The sequence below is a fragment of the Micromonospora sp. WMMC264 genome (assembly GCF_027497275.1).
In the GTDB taxonomy this organism is placed as follows: domain Bacteria; phylum Actinomycetota; class Actinomycetes; order Mycobacteriales; family Micromonosporaceae; genus Micromonospora; species Micromonospora chalcea.
The window spans coordinates 2,183,587-2,202,728 of the sequence record NZ_CP114907.1 but is presented as its reverse complement, the minus strand read 5'-3'; the positions used below and the strand labels follow the sequence as shown (position 1 = coordinate 2,202,728).

Here is a 19,142-nt window from a genome sequence, read left to right as displayed (position 1 = left end):
GCGCGGGCGGCGAGGGCGACGCCGGTGGTCGGTGGTGCGGACACTGAGGTGCTCCTGTCGGACACGGTCTTTCTGACAGTTCCGACGCTAGGGGCGGCACCACCTGGTTGATCTCCACCTGCGCGCTCGACCTCGATGCGACGGAGGTCGTCCCCCACCGGGAAAACCCGTACGACCTGAGGCGTACGCCGGGTCAGCCGCCGGGCGTGATCAGGCCGCTCTCGTACGCCAGGACGACCGCCTGGACCCGGTCGCGCAGCTGGAGCTTGGCCAGGATGCGGCCGACGTGGGTCTTCACCGTCGCCTCCGCGACGTGCACCCGGGCGGCGATCTCGGCGTTGGAGAGCCCCTGCGCCACCAGCAGCAGCACCTCCCGTTCCCGCTCGGTGAGCTGGGCCAGCCGGGGATCGGCGGCCGGCGCGGGGCCGAGCTGCCCGGCGAACCGGTCGAGCAGCCGCCGGGTGATCGACGGGGCCACCACCGAGTCGCCCTGGGCGACCACCCGGATCGCGGCCATGAGCTCCTCCGGCGGCACGTTCTTGAGCAGGAACCCGCTCGCCCCGGCGCGCAGCGCGGCGAACGCGTCGGCCTCCGTGTCGAACGTGGTCAGCGCCAGCACGCGGGGGCGCCCGTCGTCGCGCCGGGCACAGATCCGCCGGGTCGCCTCCACCCCGTCCATGGTCGGCATGCGCAGGTCCATCACCACCACGTCGACGGCGACCCGGTCCAGCACCCGCAGCGCGTCCGCGCCGTCGATGGCCTCGGCGACCACCGCCAGGTCGGGCTGGGAGTCGAGCACCATCCGGAACCCGGCGCGTACCAGCGCCTGGTCGTCGACGATCATCACCCGTACCGTCACGCCGCCGCGCTCCCTTCCCCGGTGCCGGCCGCCGGGGACAGCGGCAGCCGCGCCCGCACCCGCCAGCCACCGGCAAGTGTGGGTCCGGCGGCGAGGCTGCCGTCGTACACCCCGACCCGTTCCCGCATGCCGACCAGGCCGTGACCGCCGGACGGCGCCGGGCCGTCGACCGGACGGCCGCGCCCGTCGTCCACGGCGCGGATCACGACGGCGTCGGCGCTCCAGTCCAGCGTCAGCTCCACCGACGCGCCGACGCCCGCGTGCTTGAGCGTGTTGGTCAGGCTCTCCTGCACCACCCGGTAGACGGTCAGCTCCAGGCCGGGGGGCAGCGGCGGCGGCGCGCCGGCGCCGCCGCAGGCGACCCGCAGCCCGGCGGCGCGGAACCGGTCGAGCAACGCGGGCAGCTCCACCAGCGCGGGCCGGCGGTGCGCGGGCCCGTCCGCCGGGTCCGGCTGCGTCGCGGTGGGTTCCCGCAGTACGCCGACCAGGCGCCGCATCTCCTCCAGCGCCGCCCGGCCGGTGTCCGCCACCACCTTGGCCGCCTCGCGGGCGATGGCCGGATCCCGGTCGAGCGTGAACCGCACCCCGTCCGCCTGCACGATCATCACGGCCATGCTGTGGGCGACCACGTCGTGCAGCTCGCGGGCGATCCGGGTGCGCTCCTCGGCGACCGCGGCCCGCGCCTGCGCCTCCCGTTCCCGTTCCAGCGTCGCGGCCCGGTCCTCCAGGCTGAGCACGTAGAGCCGGCGGGTCCGCAGGTTCAGCCCGGCCAGCCAGACCGCGCCGACGATCAGGGCGTAGAAGAACGCGCCCATCCACCAGGGCCCGGCGCCGGGCGTCTGGAGCGCGGCGAGCACCCCGCCGAGCACGGCGACGACCCCGGCCACGATGCCGTCACGGAGCCGGTCGGCGTACTTGACCACGCTGTAGAGGGCGATCAGCACGGCGATGTCGTAGGCGAGCGGACCCCAGCCGGCGATCACCTGGACCAGCGCGAGCGCGGCCACCGCGACGGCGACCGCCGTCGGGTGGGCACGCCGGAAGAACACCGCCACCGCCGCCGCCAGCCCGACCGCGAACGCCGGTACGCCGATCTGGCCGGCGACGTACGCGGAGACGGCGAAGAACACGACCAGCCCGCAGACGGCGGTGTCGAAGGCGATGCCGCGCAGCGGACGGCCGAGGATGAGGCGAGCCACGATTCCCCAGCCTAGGCCCGCTCTCCCCACCCCTCCCCCGCCGCCCCACCTCGCGATGATCATGAGGTTGACGGGCGTCGTCGTCCGATTTGTCGCCGCCAACCTCATGATCACCGCGGGGAGCGGCGGGGGTGCGGGGGTCAGGAGGGCAGGAGGGCTCGCATGCGGGTGATCTCGGCGGACTGCTCGACGGCCACACCGGTGGCGAACTCCTGCATGGCCTGGTCGGCCCCGACCTTCAGCAGGTCGGTGGACATCACGATCGCGCCCTGGTGGTGATCGGTCATCATCCGCACGAACATCCGGTCGAACGCCGCGCCCCTTGCGTCGGCGAGCTGCCGCATCGCCTCGGCGGACTGCATCCCGCGCATGCTGCCGTGGTCGTGCCCCGGCACGTCGGCGGGCAGGTCGCGGGTGCTGAGCCAGGCACGCAGCAGGCCGACCTCCGGCCCCTGGGCGGCGCGGATCCGCTCGGCCACGGCGCGGATGCGGGGGTCGGCGGCCCGGTCGGGGGCGAGCGTCGCCATCTCCAGCGCCTGCTCGTGGTGCGGGATCATCATCCGGACGTACCAGATGTCGAGGCTGTTGAACCGGGGCGTCGACGCTGCCCGCACCTGATCGGGCGCACGGGTGGCGGCCGACTCCCCCGGGCGGCCGGGGACCAGCAGCGGCGGCGCCGAGGTGGTGGCGCTCGGGCTCGGCGCGCCCGTCGCGGCGTTCCCCGCCGCGGCCTCGGGCCGGGTGTCGTCGCGCCCGGCGAGCGCCAGCCCGCCGATCACCACGAGCATGACGAGCGCTGTGACGCCCACCCACACGCGCGCCTGCCGGCTGGTCATACGACGCCTCCTCCGGTCAAGGTGAAGGCGATCCTATACATAGATAAAAGTTCCCCAGTGTGACCCAGGTCACATTGATGACGGTCTCCGATCGGTAAGGTTTGGCGAATCATCATCCCCTTTCGAAGGGTGTTGCCGGTGATCAGCATCCGCACGTCCCGCACCCGCATCATCAGCCTCGCCGCCGCCGGCCTGCTGCTCGCCGGCGTGGTCGCCGCGCCGCCGAGCAGCGCCCAGGAGATCCCCCGCGCCCAGGCCGCGCCGGCCACCGTGGACAGCGCCGTCCCCGGTGTCGACGAGATCTCCAGCAGCCCCAACCTGCGGCAGGTGGCCAACCTGCCGAAGCAGGCGCCGTTCGACACCACCGCAGCCCTCGGCACCGACATCGCCTTCCAGGGGCGGTACGCGTTCGTCGGCAACTACGACGGGTTCGTCATCTACGACATCCTCCGGCCGAGCCGCCCGACGATCGTGTCGCAGGTGCTCTGCCCCGGCTCGCAGAACGACATCTCGGTCCACGGCGACCTGCTCTTCCTGTCCACCGACTCCTCCCGCAGCGACGACTCCTGCGCCAGCACCAGCCAGCCGGCGTCGGTGAAGGAGTCCTGGGAGGGCATCAAGATCTTCGACATCCGCGACAAGCGCAACCCGCGCTACATCAAGTCGGTCGAGACGGCGTGCGGCTCGCACACCCACACGCTCGTGCCCGGCAAGGACAAGCGCAACGTCTACCTGTACGTCTCGTCGTACAGCCCGCGCGCCGACTTCCCGGACTGCCAGCCGCCGCACGACTCCATCTCCATCGTCAAGGTGCCGGTGAAGAACCCCACCACCGCCTCCGTGGTGGCCACGCCGAACCTGTTCCCGGACGGCGGCTACCCGGGCATCCCCGGTCAGTCGTCGGCCACCACCGGCTGCCACGACATCACCGCGTACCCGGCGAAGGACCTGGCCGCCGGCGCGTGCATGGGTGACGGCATCCTGCTGGACATCAAGGACCGTGAGGCGCCCCGGGTGATCGAGCGGGTGACCGACGCCGAGAACTTCGCGTTCTGGCACTCGGCCACGTTCAACAACTCCGGCACCAAGGTCGTCTTCACCGACGAGCTGGGCGGCGGCGGCGCGGCCACCTGCAACGAGGTGGTCGGCCCGAACCGTGGCGCGGACGCCATCTACGACATCACCGGCCGCGGCAACGCCCGCAAGCTGGAATTCCGCAGCTACTACAAGATCCCGCGCGTCAACGCCGACACCGAGAACTGCGTGGCCCACAACGGCTCGCTGATCCCGGTGCCCGGCCGCGACATCATGGTGCAGGCGTGGTACCAGGGCGGCATCTCGGTGTGGGACTTCACCAACTCCCGCAAGCCGACCGAGATCGCCTACTGGGAGCGCGGTCCGCTGGACGCCACGCAGCTGCGTACCGGCGGGTCCTGGTCGGCGTACTGGTACAACGGCCACATCTACTCCAGCGACATCCAGAAGGGACTGGACGTGCTGGAGCTGCGTGACCCGCGTACCTGGCTGGCGCAGTTCCTGCTGGTTCCCGAGCTGAACGTGCAGACCCAGGCGGGCTACCTGAGCTGGTGACCCGCTGACCCGTCCCGGGCCCGGCGCTCCCCTCGCGGGGGCTGCCGGGCCCGGTGCGTTGAGACAGCCCGGAAACCCCTGGCCGCACCGGCCGCCGCGGGCGATCCTGTCCGCGTGAAGAGGTACGTGAGCGACCCGCTCGACGGCGCCGACGTCGTGCTCGTCGGGCTCTTCCCGGCCAAGGACAAGGACTACGAGGCCCGCCTCGACCGGCTCGCCGCCGTGGCCGAGCAACGCGGCGCCCGGGTGGTGGGCCGGTTCGTGCAACGCCGAGGCGTCTCCGACCGGTGGCACGCGCGTCCCGGCGGAGCCACCCGGATGTCCCAGCCGTTCTCCCGCCGGACGCTGCTGACGCACGGCAGGCTCCGCGAGATCGCCGAGGCGTGCCGGGAGACCGGCGTCGACGCCGCCGTCTTCGTGAACACCCTGACGCCGGTGCAGCGGACCGTGCTCGCCGACCTGCTGGGCTGCCTCGTGATCAGCGCCGACGACCTCGGCCGGAGCGGTCCACCCGGCCCGGATCAGCTCATCGGCAGGCGGTAGTCACGGGTGCCGCCACCGGCCGTGACCACCCGCACCTCGCCGCTGCGCAGCCCGTACGTGACCGACCAGCGGGTGTGCGACTGGCGTACCGCGTTCAGCAGCCGCAGCGCCCCGGGCGCGTCGACCACCCCACCGGCACGGTCCAGTTCCTTCGCCAGCACCCCGTACCTGCGGTCCTGGCGCAGTTCCCGGTCCGGCACACCGACGGCCGGCACGTTCGTCAGGGCCTGCCACGGGCCGCTGCGCCGGTCCACAGTCATCTTCCCGTCGACGAACTCCACCACCGCCGACGTGCCGGTGGCGTCGGCCAGCAGGTAGTGCAGCGGCGGCCCGCCGTCGAAGTCCAGGTTGTAGCGCTTGAACACGGCGACCGCCTCGTCCACGGTCGCGGCCGAGTCGAGCACCAGGCGCAGGATGCGCACCGAGCCCACCTTCGGCAGTCCCGGCACCGGCTCGGCGCGCGCCCCGTCGTCGGCGGCCAGCCCGACCGCGAGACCCCGCTCGTTCATGCCGTCGAACGGCAGCAGCGGCGCGTCCAGCAGCCGCCGGTCCCCCGTCGGGTCGGCGGCCACCCCCAGGTAGGAGATGTCGACCAGCGAGATCGAGGCGTACCCGTCCGGCGGGTCGGTGCGCAGCACCAGCGCGGGGTTCGGCTCCCAGTCGAAGTTGCGGGCGAACACCGGCCGCTCCCGGTCGCCGAGCGCGGCGAACAACGAGCAGCCGAACGGGCTCGGCGGCGTCGACCCGGCCAGCCCGGCGGTCGGGTCGTAGTCGCCGTCGTACGTCATCTCGTACATCGGCAGGTCGTCGATCTTGCGGAGGCTGGCCAGCGTCCGTTCGACCTGGCCCGGGTCCTGCCGCGAGGCGGTGGGCGAGCCGGCCGCGGCCGGCGGGTCGGACCGGCGGCTCTCCCCGCAGGCCGTGCCGAGCAGGAGCAACGCGAGCCCGCCGGCGATGAGGGTCCTCCGCATGACAGCGACGCTAGAAGAGGCGTCCGCCGATGTCCATCCGGGACCCGGTCAACTCCGCGCGACGGCGAACATCCAGCAGCCGAAGACGACGTTGCGGCTGTGCAGCAGGTCCACCGCCGGGTCGGCGAACAGCTCCGCGACCACCGCCTCCGGGTCGCCGCCGTCGTGTCGCCGTCCGCCCACGATGCGGCCCCGGCTGTCGTACGCGCGCAGCACCTGCTCCCGTCCGCGCCACTGGACCGGGTACGCCGTCACGTCGTGCGGGCCGGCGCATTCGGCGGCGTGCGCGAACACCGGTCCCACCTCGCGGTACGGGCTCGGCGGCAGCGGCGGGGCGTACCCGAACAGCAGCAGCGTCTCGTCCGGCCGGGCGTCGCGCAGGCAGCAGCGCAGCGGCTCGCCACCGGTGGCGCGCCGGTGCTCGGGCGGCTGCCCGGTGGCGTCGCGGCCGGTGCGGCGCAGCTCGGCGAGCGTCCCGGCGGGCAGCGGGTGGATCCGGAACGCGGTACGGGTGGTCGTCACGGTCCCAGCCTGGCGCGGCCCGGACCGCGGCGCTGGCGGTGATCGGACCTGGCATTCGGGCGCCGCGAGATTGCGCGCCGAGCGGGCACCCGCCGGCCGCGTCCCGCGTCGACAATGGCCGGATGGACGTCGACGACTACCGGACCCACTCCCCGTACAGCGATCCCCGCCACCACGCGGCGCTGCTCGAAGCCGTGCCGGCTGACCTGGCCACCGTCGCGGCGACCGCCCGCAACGTGATCATCCACTACCGGGCCGGCGGGGTGGAGCTGCCGGACGTCCGCCGGGCCGAGGTGAATTTGCGCTGGACGGACCGCATCCTCGACGCCGACCAGTCGCGGTTCCCGCTGCCGCTGACCGCCGAGCGCCCGGCCGCCGAGCGGGTCGCCGGGTGCTGCCGGGACCACACGCTGCTCACCGTCGCGGCGCTGCGCCAGCACGGCGTCCCGGCGCGCAGCCGGGTCGGGTTCGCGAGCTACTTCGTGCCCGGCTGGCACCACGACCATGTGCTCGCCGAGTGGTGGGACGGCGAGCGGTGGGTCTGGTCCGACCCGGAGCTGGACCCGGCCGGCGACCGGCCGTTCGACGGCTACGACATCGACCCGGAGGCCGGGCACTTCGAGTCGGCGGCCCGGGTGTGGCTGGCGCACCGGGCGGGCCGGGTCGACCCGGACACCTACGGCGTGGACCCGTCGCTGCCGATCCGGGGCGACTGGTTCATCCACGACTACGTGCTGCTGGAGCTGGCCCACCGGCACAAGGACGAGGTGCTGCTCTGGGACGGTTTCGGGGCGATGACCGAGGACCTGACCGGCGCCGACCTCACGCTCGTCGACGGGGTCGCCGCGCTGCTGGTGGCCGCCGACCGCGGCGACGCCGCCGCCGGGCGGGAGCTGGCCCGGCGGTACGCCTCGGACGCCCGGCTGCGTCCGGGCCCGACGGTGCACTGCATGGACCCGGTCTCCGGCGTGGCCGCCGACGTGGACCTGCGGCGCTGACCCGGCGGCCTCCTACCGGGGCCACGCGGGCTCACCCGGGCAGGGGCGCCTCGTCGCCTCGGGTGCGGCGCGGGTTGACCAGCCGCCGGACCATCGGCGCGGCGTTCCACCGGGCCGCGCCGACCAGGTCCCGGGCGTGTTCCAGCACGGTGTAGTCGGGCCGGGCCATGCCCTCGGCGATGGCCCGGTCGAGGTCGTTGCCGCAGCGGGTGAGCACGCTGTCGAAGTCACGGCGGACCGGTTCCAGCAGGTCGTAGCCGAAGGAGCGGTGCAGCCGGGCGAACAGCGGCTTGTAGAGGCGGGCCCGCTCGTGCAGGCCCGACGAGTACGACATCGGGTTCTTCGGCCGCTGCCGGACGTAGGCGGGCAGCAGGTCGGCGAAGGCCTGCCGGACGATCCACTTCTCCTGCCCGTCGCGCAGCTTGAGGTCCAGCGGCAGCCGCATGGCCAGCTCGACGACGCTGAGGTCGAGGAACGGCACCCGGGCCTCCACCCCGTGCGCCATGCTGGCCCGGTCCACCCGTTGCAGCTCGGTCCGGCACAGGTTGCGGATCTTGTGCAGGAACAGCCGGCGGGACCGCTCCGGCCCGACCTGGTGGTACATCGGATAGCCGCCGAACAGCTCGTCGGAGCCGTCGCCGGTGAGCACCACCCGTACGCCCAGTTCGCGCAACCGCCGGAAGATCGGCACCGAGACGACAGCGTTGATGATGTCGCCGTACTCGGTCAGCTCGGAGACCCGGATCGCCTCACGTACGTCGGCCAGCCGGATGTCACGGGGGCGCAGCTCGATCACCTCGTGCGGCACGCCGAGGTCGGCGGCGAGCCGCCGGGCGTACGCGACGTCGGGGCTCTCCGGCACGCCGATGGTGACCGCCACGCAGTCCGGGTGCAGTTCCCGAGCGTGCAGCAGCGCCAGCGAGCTGTCCAGGCCGCCGGAGAGCACCACGCCGACGGTGAGGTCGGTGTCCAGCCGGGCCCGCATCGCGTCGGTGAGCGCGACGCGGACCAGCAGGGCCGCCTCGTCCGGGTCGTCGATCACCGGCAGGCCGTCGCCGAGGGTGAGCAGGTCGACGTGCGGGCGCGGCCGGACCGGTTCGCCGGGCTCGACCCAGCCGTGGTGCCCGGGCGCCACCTCGCCGATCGGCGCGCCGTGCCCGACGAGCGCCTTGACCTCGGAGGCGAGGTGCAGGCAGCCGGGCAGGCGGGACCAGTACAGCGGCTTGACCCCGAGCGGGTCCCGGGCCAGGTACGCCCGCCCGCTGTCCCGCTCGACGATCACGAACGCGTACTCCCCACGCAGCCGGCGTACCGCGTTCTCGCCCCACTGGCGGAACGCGGTCAGCACGACCTCGGTGTCGCCGGTGGTGCGGAACTCGTGCCCGAGCCGGGTCAGCTCGGCGCGCAGCTCGTGGTGGTTGAAGATCTCGCCGTTGTAGCAGAGCAGGTGCCGCTCGTCCGGCGACATCCACGGCTGGACGGACCGTTCCCGGTCCACGATCTTCAGCCGCCGTACGCCGGCGAGCAGGCCGTTCTCCTGGCGGGTCTCGGTGACCTCACCGCGCGACGCGAGCGCGGTGAGCATCCGGCGGAACGTGGCCGGGTCGGCCTCGGGGCCGATGCTCAGCGCGATGCCGCACACCGGGTCACACCCCCATCTCGGCCTCGTACGCCCGCCGGTAGCGGCGGCGGGCGTCCGGGGCGAGACACACGTGCCAGGCCTGTCCCTCGTCGACCACGTTCACCTCGCCGGCGTCCTGGCGGGCCAGGAGCAACCCGGCGAGGGCCGAACGGGCGCCGAAGCGCTCGTACCATTCCAGCTCGACATCGGCGGCCCAGCCGAGGCAGTGTCCGCTGGGCACCATCGCGGCGTACCCCAGGCGGCGCAGCCGGTACTGGTGCTCGGCGCTACGGGCCAGGCTGGTCACCCAGAGCGGCGGCGTGCGGTCCGGCGCGACGGCCGCGAACTCCCGGGCCAGGTCGTTGAGGAACGCGATCATCTCGCGGCGGGCCCGGCGGAACAGCAGACCGGCGGTACGCGGGGTGGCGGCCGGAAGCAACCGGCGGCGCGCCGCGCGCAGGCCCCGGCCCACGACCGTGGCGGGCTGCTCCTGATAGCGGAACTCGATCAGCCCGCGCCGGCGCAGCCACTCCAGGTCGACGAGTTCGGCGCTGGTGCGGACCTGGTCGTCGGTGAGGAACGTCGGGGCGTCCCGCCACCAGAGCACGTCGACGCGGGAGAGCAGGTAGATCCGCACCAGCGCGGTGAGGTCCTGCGCCGAGCTGCGCGCGTTTGGCTGGTAGCGGGCCATCTCCAGCAGCAGCGTCTCCCGGGCCCCGATCAGCCCCTGGGGCGTGGCGTCGAGGACGGCGGCGATGGCGGGTTCGCGCAGCCGCTGGTCGAGCAGCACCTGGCGGGCGGTGGCCGACGGCGCGTCGGCGAGCGCGCCCACCTCGACCAGGAGGTCCGCCACCGCCGCCCGGTACGCGGACAGGTCCGGTACGGCGTCGCCGCGCCGGCCGGCTGCGGGCACCCGGCGGGCGGGAGCGGTGGGTGCGGCGGCGGGACCGGGCTGGCGACCGGGGCTGCGGCTGGGCACTCGCATGGTCTCCGTCCCCTCTCGGTCAGGACACGGCGTGATTGGGCCTGCACACACCGTAAAGACCGGAGAAGGCGCGATTCCTCCCATCTCCCCCGAAGTGCCCGATCAGGTGGCGGACGGCGACACCAGGGCCTGCACCTCCTCGTATCCGGGTGGCGCCGGCAGGCCCGCGTCGCGCCCGGCGCCGATCGCGTCGGTCAGGTGCAGCGCGGCACCGAGCGCGGCCCGGAACAGCAGCGATCCGGTGCTGACCCGGGCCACGCCGAGCCGCCCGAGGGCTGCGAGGTCCGGGCCGCCCGGCCGGTACAGCACGTTCAGCGGCAACCCCGCCTCGGCGGCGAGCAGGCCGACCAGGTCGTCCGGCGCGCCCGGCACGAACAGGCAGTCGGCACCGGCGGCCCGGAACGCCGCCGCCCGCCGCCGTGCCTCGTCCAGCGGCGCCGGCACGCCCAGCCACCAGGCGTCGGTGCGGGCGTTGACGACCATCCGCGGCACCGCCGCGCGGACCGCCCCGATCACGGCGGCGACGTGGTCCGCCGGGGCCAGTCGCCCGTCCGGGCGCCCGTCCTCCAGGTTCACGCCGACCACCCCGAGCGCGGCCAGCTCGCCCACGAACCCGGCGACCTGCGCCGGGTCGTCGTGGAAGCCGTCCTCGACGTCCACCGTGAGCAGCGCCGGCAGGTCCCGCAGCCGGTACGCCAGCTCCAGCGTCTCGGCGCGGGTCGCCCTGACGGCGTCCGGTCGGCCGGCGGCCGCCGCCACGCCCAGGCTGGTCGTACCGATCGCCTGATGGCCCCTGGCGGCGAGCGCCGCGGCGGAGGCGTGGTCCCAGGCGTTCGGCAGGAGCAGCGGTTCGCCGGGCCGGTGCAGGTCACGGAATGCGCGGTACCGGTCGGTCATCGGAGGATCACCTCGAGTGGGGTCGGCGGGACGTCAGGGGCAGGGCCGGCGGGACGGCAGCGGCGGCGCAGCACGCCGACCACGCCGGCGGCCAGGGCGAGCGCGTGCCGCTGCCCGGGGCAGCCGCGGGGGCCGGCGCCGAACGTCAGCGCGGCGTTCGCCCGGCCGGCGCGGAAACAGTCCGGCTCCGGAAAGACCGCCGGGTCGCGGTTGGCGGCGTCGAACCGCAGCAGCAGCCGCTCCCCCACGCGCACCGGCTGGCCGTCCAGGGTCAGCGGGTCGGCGGCGACCCGGCGGGTGACCCGTACCGGCGGGTCGAGGCGCAGCACCTCGGCGAGCAGCACGTCGGTCTCGAGCCCGTCCGGCGCGTCGAGCCCGTGCCGGACGGCGGCCACGATCAGCCCGGCGGTGGCGTCGGCGGCCTGCACCAGCAGCCCGAGCCGGTTCGCTGTCACCTCGGCCGGAGCGGGCGGCGACATGGCCAGCAGCGCCGCCACCGCCCGGTCCGCCCGCCGCACCGCCGCCGGGCCGGCGCCCGGGTGGTAGGCGGCGGCCACCGCCGTCACCTCCGCGACGGCCGCCGCCGAGTCGGCCAGCCCAAGCCGCTCCGCCAGCACCACAAGGGGTACGCGCCGAGCCAGGTCACCGGTCACGTCCACCCGGTCGCCGCCGTTGTCCGCGCTCGCGGCGCGGTCGAGGATCCGCCCGGTCAGCCGTTCCGCGATCACGCGCAGTTCCCGTGGGTCGAGCGTGTCGAGCGCCGCCACCCCGACGGCTCGCCGCGCGGCATGCCGGGCCGGCGGGCTGAACCGGCTCACCGAGGCGCGCAGCCATGCCAGGCCACCCTCCGGCGCCTCCTCGGCGGGCGGCACCACGCAGCGGGGATCGGTCAGGACGGAGACGACGTCCGCGTACCGGGTGACCACCCAGCCGCCGTCGTCCGAGGTCGGCGGCCCGCAGGGCGGCGTGCCCGGAGCAGCCGTGATCGTCGGTGAATCCATCACCGGACCGTAGGGCGCCGACAGTTCGGCCCGGACCGAACGATCCGGCCGGGCACACCGGGCGGTCAGCCGCGGGCGGGACCGGTGCCGCGGGGCACGGGCGGGTCAGGCGCGCGCCGGGCCGGTGTCGCGGGTGGCGGGCGCGGCCAGCAGCACCGGGTCGAGCCCGAGCGCCTCGGCCAGCGCGTCCCGCCCCGCCGGGGTGACCCGTACCGCCCGGCCGTTGCCGCGCGCGGTCCAGCCGAGGTCGAGGAAGCGCCCGCACAGCGCCGCCCCGACCGCGCCGGCCAGGTGCGGGCGCCGTTCGGTCCAGTCCAGGCAGTCGCGGACGAGCGGCCGCCGGGTGCCGCGCAGTGGTTCGACGGGTACGCCGAGACGGTCCAGCCAGCTCATGCCGGCCTCGGTCAGCGCGAGGCCGCCGGTGCGGTCGAGCACGCCACGGTCGAGCAGGGCGTCGTGCAGCAGCACGCCGAGCCGCCCGGCCAGGTGGTCGTAGCAGGTGCGCGCGTACGCCAGGGCGGCACCGGCCGACGCGGCGCGCAACGTGCGGGGCGGGGCCGCCGGTGCGGGCGCCCGCGCGGCCAGGTCCTCGACGAGCTGGGCGACGCCCGGGTCTGCGAGGCGGACGTACCGGTGGCGGCCCTGCCGCTCCTCGACCACCAGACCGCCCGCCACCAGCCGGGTGAGGTGGCCGCTCGCGGTGGACGCGGCCACCCCGGCGGCGCGGGCCAGCTCCCCGGCGGTCCAGGCGCGGCCGTCGAGCAGGGCCAGGCAGAAGCCGGCCCGGGTGGGGTCGGCGAGCAGCGCGGCGAACCCGGCGAGTCCGCGTCCGTCGGCACCGGTGGTCATCGGCCCATGCTGACACGGGCACGGTTCGGGCCGCGCCGAACGGTCCGGGGGTTGGGGTCAGATCGCGGTTCCGGGTGGGGACTTCAGGAGGGATGCCGCTTCGGCCGGGTAGCCGCCACGACCCGACCGCAGGGCGATGGCCGCCAGACGAATCAGGTCGATGTTGACGCCGGCAGCACCACTCGGGTCATGCACCTGCAGGCGCACCTCCACACTCACCGCCGTCTCGGCCCAGCCCTGCGCTTCGATGTTGAGGTGGGCGATCTTGTGGGATCGCAGGTGCGGCATGTACGCGAGGGGCGCCATCTGGACCTTGCCGGACGACCCCAGGGCGTTCAGCTTGGACTGCTTCTTGGTGTTCGGGTTCTCGACCAGGTTGCGGAAGTCTTCGGTCCCGCCCAGATTGACCTGGTAGGAGCTGCCCAGGGTGAGGCCGCGCTCCTCGATCAGCCGCAGTAGTGCGTGGTGCAGCACGGAGGTGCCGAACTGGCTGGCCAGGTCGTCGCCGAGCAACGGCACACGGGCTTCCTCGAAACGTGCCAGTAGTGACTCGTGCCTGGCCACCGGATCCGACGTGGTGTTCACGAACGCGACTCCCGCTGTCAGAGCCGCCTCGGCGTAAGCCCGAGCCGTGTCCGGCCGGCCGCTCGGAGCGGAGTAGAGCAGCACCTCCGCCCCTTCCAGCGCGTGCGCCACCCGTTCGACTTCCGTCGAGTCCACCAGGCCACGCCGCACCGTCACGCCGGCGGGCGGAAGTTCGGTGTCGAGGCGCGGGAAGTTGTTGGGCGGCATGAATATCGCCTCGTGGAGATCCTTGCCCACCTTTCGGTCGGACATGGCGAAAGCGGCGACGACGTCGATGTCGCTGACGCCCAGTCCCGCGATCTCTGGCCGGTGGAGCCCTACCAGGCTGCCGGTGTTGCGGTAGAAGGCGATGCCCTGCACCAACGCCGACGTGTTGTTGCCCACACCGACGACCGCCAATCGAACACTGTCGATCATGGGGCGAAGAGTACCCGGATCTGCCCACGCCGGGGGTCCCGGTCAGCGGAACCGACGCCCACCAGCGCCGGGTATGACCTCTCGGTCAGCCGCCGGAACGTGGGCAGGCGGTGGTCAGTTCGCTGATCGTGCGGGTGTCGGCGTCGTAGCTGCGCGCCGCCACGAACGCCCCGGCCGGGCGGCCCGCTCCGGCGACCGCCCGGGCCCGGCGCCGGTCCGCGCCGCCGAAGCGCAACGCCAGGCTCAGGTGGGGAATCCAGCGACCGGGCAGATGCCACGAACGCGCGCCGGACGCCTCGGCGAGCACGTCCCAGACCGCGCCGTGCAGCGCGACGAGCTGCGGCGTCGGATGGACCAGCCACACCAGTGGCGCGCTGCCGTCGAGCACCGCCACCCGGTCCAGCCGCACCGGCAGCGGCAGCGCCGCGTCGCAGAGGTCGGCCAGTCGCTGCTCGGCGCCGGGCGGGAACTCCTCGACGGAGGCGAGCGTCAGGTGCGGCCGGTTCGTCGGGTGCGTGTTGCGGGCCAGGCTGGGCAGCCCGGCGGCGGCGAGCCGGTCCCAGGCAGCGCGAACCGCCGCTTCCAGTTCGGATGAGCAGAGCAGTTCGACCGTCCGCACGTGATCAGGCTAGCCGCCGGCAGCGTGCCACGACGTCCCGTACCTCAGAGCCAGCCGGCCTCGCGGGCGAGCCGTACCGCTTCGGCCCGGTTCGCGGCGCCGAGCTTCTGCACGCAGGCGCTCAGGTGGTTGCGGACCGTCCCGGCGGCCAGGTGGGTACGCCGGGCGATCACCGCGACCGGGGTGCCCAGCTCAGCCAGGCGCAGCGTCTCCAGCTCGCGTGGTGTCAACGGGCACTCGGGCAGGGTGAGCGCGTCGGCCGCGAGCGCCGGATGACGTACCGGGCGCCGGAGTGCACGCGGCGGATCACGTCGGCCAGCGCGCCGCCGGGAGCGCCCTTGGCGAGGAAGCCGCGCACTCCGGCGGCCAGCGCCGGCCGGAGCTGGGCGGGGCGGCCGTGTCCGGTGAGGATCACCGGGGCGCAGCCGGGCAGCGCCCGGGTCAGCTCGGCGGCGACCTCGACCCCGCCGGGCGCCGGCATCTCCAGGTCGAGCACGGCGACGTCCGGCCGGTGGGCAAGCGCCGCGTCCAGGGCCGCGCGCCCGTCGCCCGCGTGCGCCACCACCTCGATGTCCGGCTCCAGGTCGAGCAGCGCGGCGAGGGCGATCCGGATCAGCTCCTCGTCGTCGGCCAGCAGCACCCGGATCATCGCGCCACCGGCACGGTCGCGACCAGGCTGAACACGCCGTCGGCGGCGTCCGCCCGGACCCGGCCGCCGACCGGGGCGAGCCGGTCGGACAGGCCGCGCAGGCCGCCGCTGAGCCGGTCCGGGCCGTCGCCGTCACGCACGCCGTCGTTGCGTACGGTCAGCGTCACCGCCGTGTCCTCCCGGGTGATCTCGATCCGGCACCAGCCGGCCCGGCTGTGCCGCAGCACGTTCGTCCCGGCCTCACGCAGCACCGCGGCCAGGTCGGCGGCGACCGGACCGGGCACCTCGCCGGACGGCGGGACCACAGTCGTGCGTACGCCGCTGGAGCGCAGCACCTCCCCCACCGCGGCGGCCTGCTCGGCCAGGTCGACGGCGCGGTAGCCGTGCACCGCCGCGCGTACCCGGGTCAGCGCCGTTGCGGCGAGCCGCCGCGCCTGCGCCGCCTCCCGGGCGGCCCGGTCCGGGTCGGTCGGCGCCAGCCGCTCGGCCAGCTCGGCCTTCAGCGCGATCACCGTCAGGTCGTGGCCGAGCAGGTCGTGCACGTCCCGGGCGAAGCGCAGCCGTTCCTCGGCGGCGGCCAGCCGGGCCTGGGCGGCCTGCCCCTGCCGGGCCTCGACCAGCAGGTCCCAGAACCAGACCTGGACCCAGGTGAGCGCGGCTATCCCGGCCCCCACCAGGCCGGTGACCAGCAGCGCCGTGGTCAGCGGGCCATCGGTCCACCAGGTGACGGCCGCGGACGCCGCGAGGACGCCGGCCGCCGCCACCGCCGCCACGACGGGCCGGAACAGCAGCGGCGTCATGCCGACCAGTGACGCGCCGAGCCACGCCCAGGTGGGCCAGGAGCCGGCCGCGACCGGGCCGAGCAGCGGCAGGCTGAGCAGCGCCGCCACGGTCAGCGCGGCGTGCCGGCGGCGGCGCGCCGGCACGGGCAGCCACGGCGTGACGGCGGCGTGCAGCACCGCGACCTGGGCGGCGGCGAACACGAGCAGCCCGGCGGCGCCGAGCGCGACGCGTGCCGGGTCGGGTTCGCGGGCCAGTCCGACCGCTGGCAGCAGCACCGTCGTCCACACGTTCGTGGCCAGCGACAGCAGCGTGACCCGCCGGGCCCGGCGCAGCCGGTGGTCCGCCGGATCGACGCTCATGCCCGCTGATCCTAGGGCGTGCACCGGTCCGCCCACTCCTGAGAAACGTCACGGTCGGGCCGTGCGATCCGCACGGTTTCCCGATGACTGACGCGCCTTCTCCGGTGCGCCCGGCGGCGGCAGGGTCGGGGCATGACGGAGATGACTGTGGTCGTACCCCGGCGGTGGGCCGGGTGGGCGCGGACGCGGCACCTGGCCGCGATGGTGGTGGCGATGCTGGCCGGGATGGTGCTGCTCGGGCCGCTGTGGCGGGTGGGCGCGGGCGTGCTGGGCGGCGCGGCGGTGCTGGCGCGGCCGGACGTGGGCGCGCTGGTGATGGCGACGAACATGGCGGCGGGCATGGCCGCGTGGATGTGGCACCGGGGGTACGGGCGGGCCGCCACCGCGGAGATGTCGGCGGCCATGTACGTGCCGTTTCTGCTGCTGCTCCCGCTCTGGTGGGCGGGGTGGGCCGGGGACGACGCGCTGCTGCTCGGCGGCCACCTGCTGATGGTGCCGGCGATGCTGCTGGTGGCGCTGCGGCACCGGCACACGTCCGCGGCGCCGCCCCGCCGACACCCGGTCGCGGCAGCCGTGGCGCGCGGGTGGCCGGCCGGGCTGGCGCTGCTCATGACCGTGGACATGTGGTTCGCGCCGACCGTCTTCGCGCCGTGGACGCTGCTGGTCCTGCCGGCCGGCTACCTGCTGATCGGCACCTGGCGGCGGCAGTGGGGCGACCGGCGCGCGCTGGCCGCGCAGCTCGCCGGGGCGGCCGGGTGGGGCGGCCTGGCGGTCGTGGCGATGGTCGCCTCCGCCGACGTCGCCGGGGTGCTCGTCGGGGTGGGCTGGCTCGTCCACGCCGCCTGGGACGCCTGGTACCACCGCACCGGCGCGGTGGTGCCGCGCGGGTACGCGCTGTGGTGCGCGGTGTTCGACGTCGCGGTCGGTTTCACCACGTTGCTGGCCGTCCTGTCCCGGTGATCCGGCGAGGGCACGGGGCCGCGCCGGACCACCCGGAGGGGACAGCACGCAGGTGGCGCGGCGAACGTTTGGCCCGGTCGCCGCGACCGCCGCGCGGCGGTGATGAAAAACTTGTCGCATGACCGCCGCACCGACCCCGACCGACCCCGCCATTCCCGCCGACGCCGAGGACGCCACCGCCTTCGCGGATCTCGGGCTGCGCACCGAGTTGCTGGGCGCGCTGGCCGCGCTCGGCTACGAGGAACCCACCCCGATCCAGCGGGAGGCGATCCCCCCGCTGCTGGCCGGGCAGGATCTGCTGGGACAGGCGGCGACCGGTACGGGCAAGACCGCCGCGTTCGCGCTGCCGCTGCTGCAGCGGATGCCGGTGGGACGGCCGGACGGCGACCCGGTGTCGCTGGTGCTGGTGCCCACCCGTGAGCTGGCCGTGCAGGTCTCCGAGGCGTTCCACCGCTACGGCAAGGACCTGGGCGCCCGGGTGCTGCCGATCTACGGCGGGCAGCCGATCGGCCGGCAGCTGCGCGCGCTCGACCACGGGGTGGACGTGGTGGTCGCGACGCCGGGCCGGGCCCTGGACCACATCGCCCGGGGCACGCTGCGGCTGGGCGCGCTGGCCACGGTGGTGCTGGACGAGGCGGACGAGATGCTCGACATGGGCTTCGCCGAGGACATCGAGGCGATCCTGGAGCACGCGCCGGCCGGCCGGCAGACGGTGCTGTTCTCGGCCACCATGCCGGCCCGCATCGACGGGCTGGCCCGGCAGCACCTGACCGATCCGGTCCGGATCCAGATCGAGCGGGAGCGGCCGGTCGCCGGGGAGGCGCCCCGGGTGCGGCAGAGCGCGTACATCGTGGCCCGGGGGCACAAGCCGGCCGCGCTGGGCCGGGTGCTGGACGTGGAGTCGCCGACCGCGGCGATCGTGTTCTGCCGCAGCCGCGAGGAGGTCGACCGGCTCACCGAGACGATGAACGGCCGGGGCTACCGGGCCGAGGCGCTGCACGGCGGGATGAGCCAGGAGCAGCGGGACCGGGTGATGGGCCGGCTGCGCGCCGGCACGGCGGACCTGCTGGTCGCCACCGACGTGGCCGCCCGGGGGCTGGACGTCGAGCAGCTCACCCACGTGGTCAACTACGACGTCCCGTCGGCGCCGGAGTCGTACGTGCACCGGATCGGCCGGGTGGGCCGGGCCGGGCGGGAGGGTGTGGCGATCACGCTCGCCGAGCCGCGCGAGCACCGGATGCTCAAGACCATCGAGCGGGTCACCGGCCAGCGGATCACCATCGACAAGATCCCCACGGTGGCGGACATGCGGACCCGGCGGCTGGAGCTGACCCAGGGCGCGCTGCGGGAGAGCCTGCTGGAGGACGACCTCGACCCGTACCGGGTGATCGTCGAGTCGCTGACCGACGAGTTCGACCTGGTCGAGGTGGCGCTGGCGGCGGTGAAGCTGGCGCACGAGGCGACGTCGCCCGGCTCGGACGACGAGGAGGAGATCCCGCAGGTTCCGGTCCGGGGCCCGCGCGAGGGCCGCCCGGAGACCGGTGGGCGGGGCGAGCGCCGGGGCCCGGGCCGTCCGCGTACCGGGGGGACCACCCAGGTCTTCATCGGGCTGGGCCGACGCGCCGGGGTACGGCCGCAGGACCTGGTCGGCGCGATCACCGGGGAGACCCGGATCAGTGGCCGGGACATCGGCTCGATCGAGATCGCCGACCGGTTCTCGCTGGTCGAGGTGCCGCAGGCGGTGGCCGACGAGATCATCTCAGGGCTGCGGGGCACCACGATCAAGGGCCGTAAGGCGACCGTACGCCGGGACCGGGACGGCGACGGTTCCGGTGAGCGCCGCGACCGGGGTTACGAGCGGCGCGACCGGCGCTGAGCGCGGGCGGACACGGCGTCGCC

18 protein-coding genes and 1 pseudogene are annotated in these 19,142 nt (G+C 74.8%); 5 read left to right on the top strand and 14 right to left on the bottom strand.

Features of this window, described 5'->3' with window-relative positions; genetic code table 11:
* Nucleotides 1-193: 193 nt before the first annotated feature.
* The 3 genes from O7542_RS09115 to O7542_RS09105 all read right to left on the bottom strand — a co-directional run bounded on the left by O7542_RS09115 (nt 194) and on the right by O7542_RS09105 (nt 2,894).
* Entirely contained in the window at nt 194-859 is a 666-nt protein-coding gene (locus O7542_RS09115; protein WP_043323707.1) for a response regulator transcription factor, read from the bottom strand.
* A complete protein-coding gene (locus O7542_RS09110) occupies nt 856-2,121 on the bottom strand; it encodes a histidine kinase (RefSeq protein ID WP_281606028.1) in 1,266 nt (421 codons plus the stop codon). The genes O7542_RS09115 and O7542_RS09110 overlap by 4 nt, the downstream gene beginning before the upstream one ends.
* Before the next feature lie 77 nt (nt 2,122-2,198).
* Nucleotides 2,199-2,894, bottom strand: a complete 696-nt coding sequence (locus O7542_RS09105) for a DUF305 domain-containing protein (RefSeq protein WP_281606027.1) — start codon at nt 2,892-2,894, stop codon at nt 2,199-2,201.
* A 138-nt stretch (nt 2,895-3,032) separates the two neighbouring features.
* Here O7542_RS09105 and O7542_RS09100 point away from each other — a divergent pair, with 138 nt between their 5' ends.
* Both O7542_RS09100 and O7542_RS09095 read left to right on the top strand, forming a co-directional pair.
* Nucleotides 3,033-4,484, top strand: coding sequence for a hypothetical protein (locus O7542_RS09100; protein ID WP_043330087.1), 1,452 nt, complete (start codon nt 3,033-3,035; stop codon nt 4,482-4,484).
* 114 nt (nt 4,485-4,598) lie between these two features.
* Entirely contained in the window at nt 4,599-5,027 is a 429-nt protein-coding gene (locus O7542_RS09095; protein WP_281606026.1) for a hypothetical protein, read from the top strand.
* Here O7542_RS09095 and O7542_RS09090 read toward each other — a convergent pair.
* Both O7542_RS09090 and O7542_RS09085 read right to left on the bottom strand, forming a co-directional pair.
* Entirely contained in the window at nt 5,006-5,998 is a 993-nt protein-coding gene (locus O7542_RS09090; RefSeq protein WP_281606025.1) for a carcinine hydrolase/isopenicillin-N N-acyltransferase family protein, read from the bottom strand. The two genes, O7542_RS09095 and O7542_RS09090, sit on opposite strands and share 22 nt — an antisense overlap.
* A 48-nt stretch (nt 5,999-6,046) precedes the next feature.
* Nucleotides 6,047-6,520 carry a DUF1203 domain-containing protein gene (locus O7542_RS09085; RefSeq protein ID WP_281606024.1) on the bottom strand — a complete coding sequence of 158 codons (474 nt, stop codon included), beginning with the start codon at nt 6,518-6,520 and terminating at the stop codon, nt 6,047-6,049.
* A 122-nt stretch (nt 6,521-6,642) separates the two neighbouring features.
* Between O7542_RS09085 and O7542_RS09080 the strand changes: the two genes are divergently transcribed.
* Nucleotides 6,643-7,518 carry a transglutaminase domain-containing protein gene (locus tag O7542_RS09080; RefSeq protein ID WP_281606023.1) on the top strand — a complete coding sequence of 292 codons (876 nt, stop codon included), beginning with the start codon at nt 6,643-6,645 and terminating at the stop codon, nt 7,516-7,518.
* 31 nt (nt 7,519-7,549) lie between these two features.
* On the opposite strand, the gene O7542_RS09075 is transcribed toward O7542_RS09080, so the two are convergent.
* The 9 genes and pseudogenes from O7542_RS09075 to O7542_RS09035 form a co-directional block, all read right to left on the bottom strand.
* On the bottom strand, nt 7,550-9,160 hold the full coding sequence (locus O7542_RS09075; protein WP_209962080.1) for an asparagine synthase-related protein: 1,611 nt from the start codon (nt 9,158-9,160) through the stop codon (nt 7,550-7,552).
* Between the two features lie 4 nt (nt 9,161-9,164).
* Complete coding sequence (locus O7542_RS09070; RefSeq protein ID WP_043323699.1) at nt 9,165-10,124, bottom strand: hypothetical protein; 960 nt, start codon at nt 10,122-10,124, stop codon at nt 9,165-9,167.
* Between the two features lie 102 nt (nt 10,125-10,226).
* Entirely contained in the window at nt 10,227-11,021 is a 795-nt protein-coding gene (locus O7542_RS09065; RefSeq protein WP_210886246.1) for an isocitrate lyase/phosphoenolpyruvate mutase family protein, read from the bottom strand.
* Nucleotides 11,018-12,022 carry a cytochrome P450 gene (locus tag O7542_RS09060; RefSeq protein WP_247677535.1) on the bottom strand — a complete coding sequence of 335 codons (1,005 nt, stop codon included), beginning with the start codon at nt 12,020-12,022 and terminating at the stop codon, nt 11,018-11,020. Before O7542_RS09060 ends, O7542_RS09065 begins: the two co-directional genes overlap by 4 nt.
* A 105-nt stretch (nt 12,023-12,127) precedes the next feature.
* Complete coding sequence (locus O7542_RS09055; RefSeq protein ID WP_064445798.1) at nt 12,128-12,871, bottom strand: winged helix-turn-helix domain-containing protein; 744 nt, start codon at nt 12,869-12,871, stop codon at nt 12,128-12,130.
* 57 nt (nt 12,872-12,928) lie between these two features.
* Nucleotides 12,929-13,873, bottom strand: coding sequence for an inositol-3-phosphate synthase (locus O7542_RS09050; RefSeq protein ID WP_043323695.1), 945 nt, complete (start codon nt 13,871-13,873; stop codon nt 12,929-12,931).
* 85 nt (nt 13,874-13,958) lie between these two features.
* Nucleotides 13,959-14,492, bottom strand: a complete 534-nt coding sequence (locus tag O7542_RS09045) for a 2'-5' RNA ligase family protein (RefSeq protein ID WP_281606022.1) — start codon at nt 14,490-14,492, stop codon at nt 13,959-13,961.
* 44 nt (nt 14,493-14,536) lie between these two features.
* Nucleotides 14,537-15,141, bottom strand: a pseudogene (locus O7542_RS09040) (response regulator transcription factor).
* Nucleotides 15,138-16,283: a histidine kinase gene (locus O7542_RS09035; protein WP_281606021.1), complete on the bottom strand. Its 1,146-nt coding sequence runs from the start codon at nt 16,281-16,283 to the stop codon at nt 15,138-15,140. The pseudogene O7542_RS09040 and the gene O7542_RS09035 overlap by 4 nt, the downstream one beginning before the upstream one ends.
* A gap of 132 nt (nt 16,284-16,415) precedes the next feature.
* On the opposite strand from O7542_RS09035, the gene O7542_RS09030 reads away from it, so the two are divergent.
* Together O7542_RS09030 and O7542_RS09025 are read left to right on the top strand one after the other, a co-directional pair.
* On the top strand, nt 16,416-17,243 hold the full coding sequence (locus tag O7542_RS09030; RefSeq protein WP_166455896.1) for a hypothetical protein: 828 nt from the start codon (nt 16,416-16,418) through the stop codon (nt 17,241-17,243).
* A 118-nt stretch (nt 17,244-17,361) separates the two neighbouring features.
* A complete protein-coding gene (locus tag O7542_RS09025; RefSeq protein WP_043323686.1) occupies nt 17,362-19,119 on the top strand; it encodes a DEAD/DEAH box helicase in 1,758 nt (585 codons plus the stop codon).
* Nucleotides 19,120-19,142 lie beyond the last annotated feature (23 nt).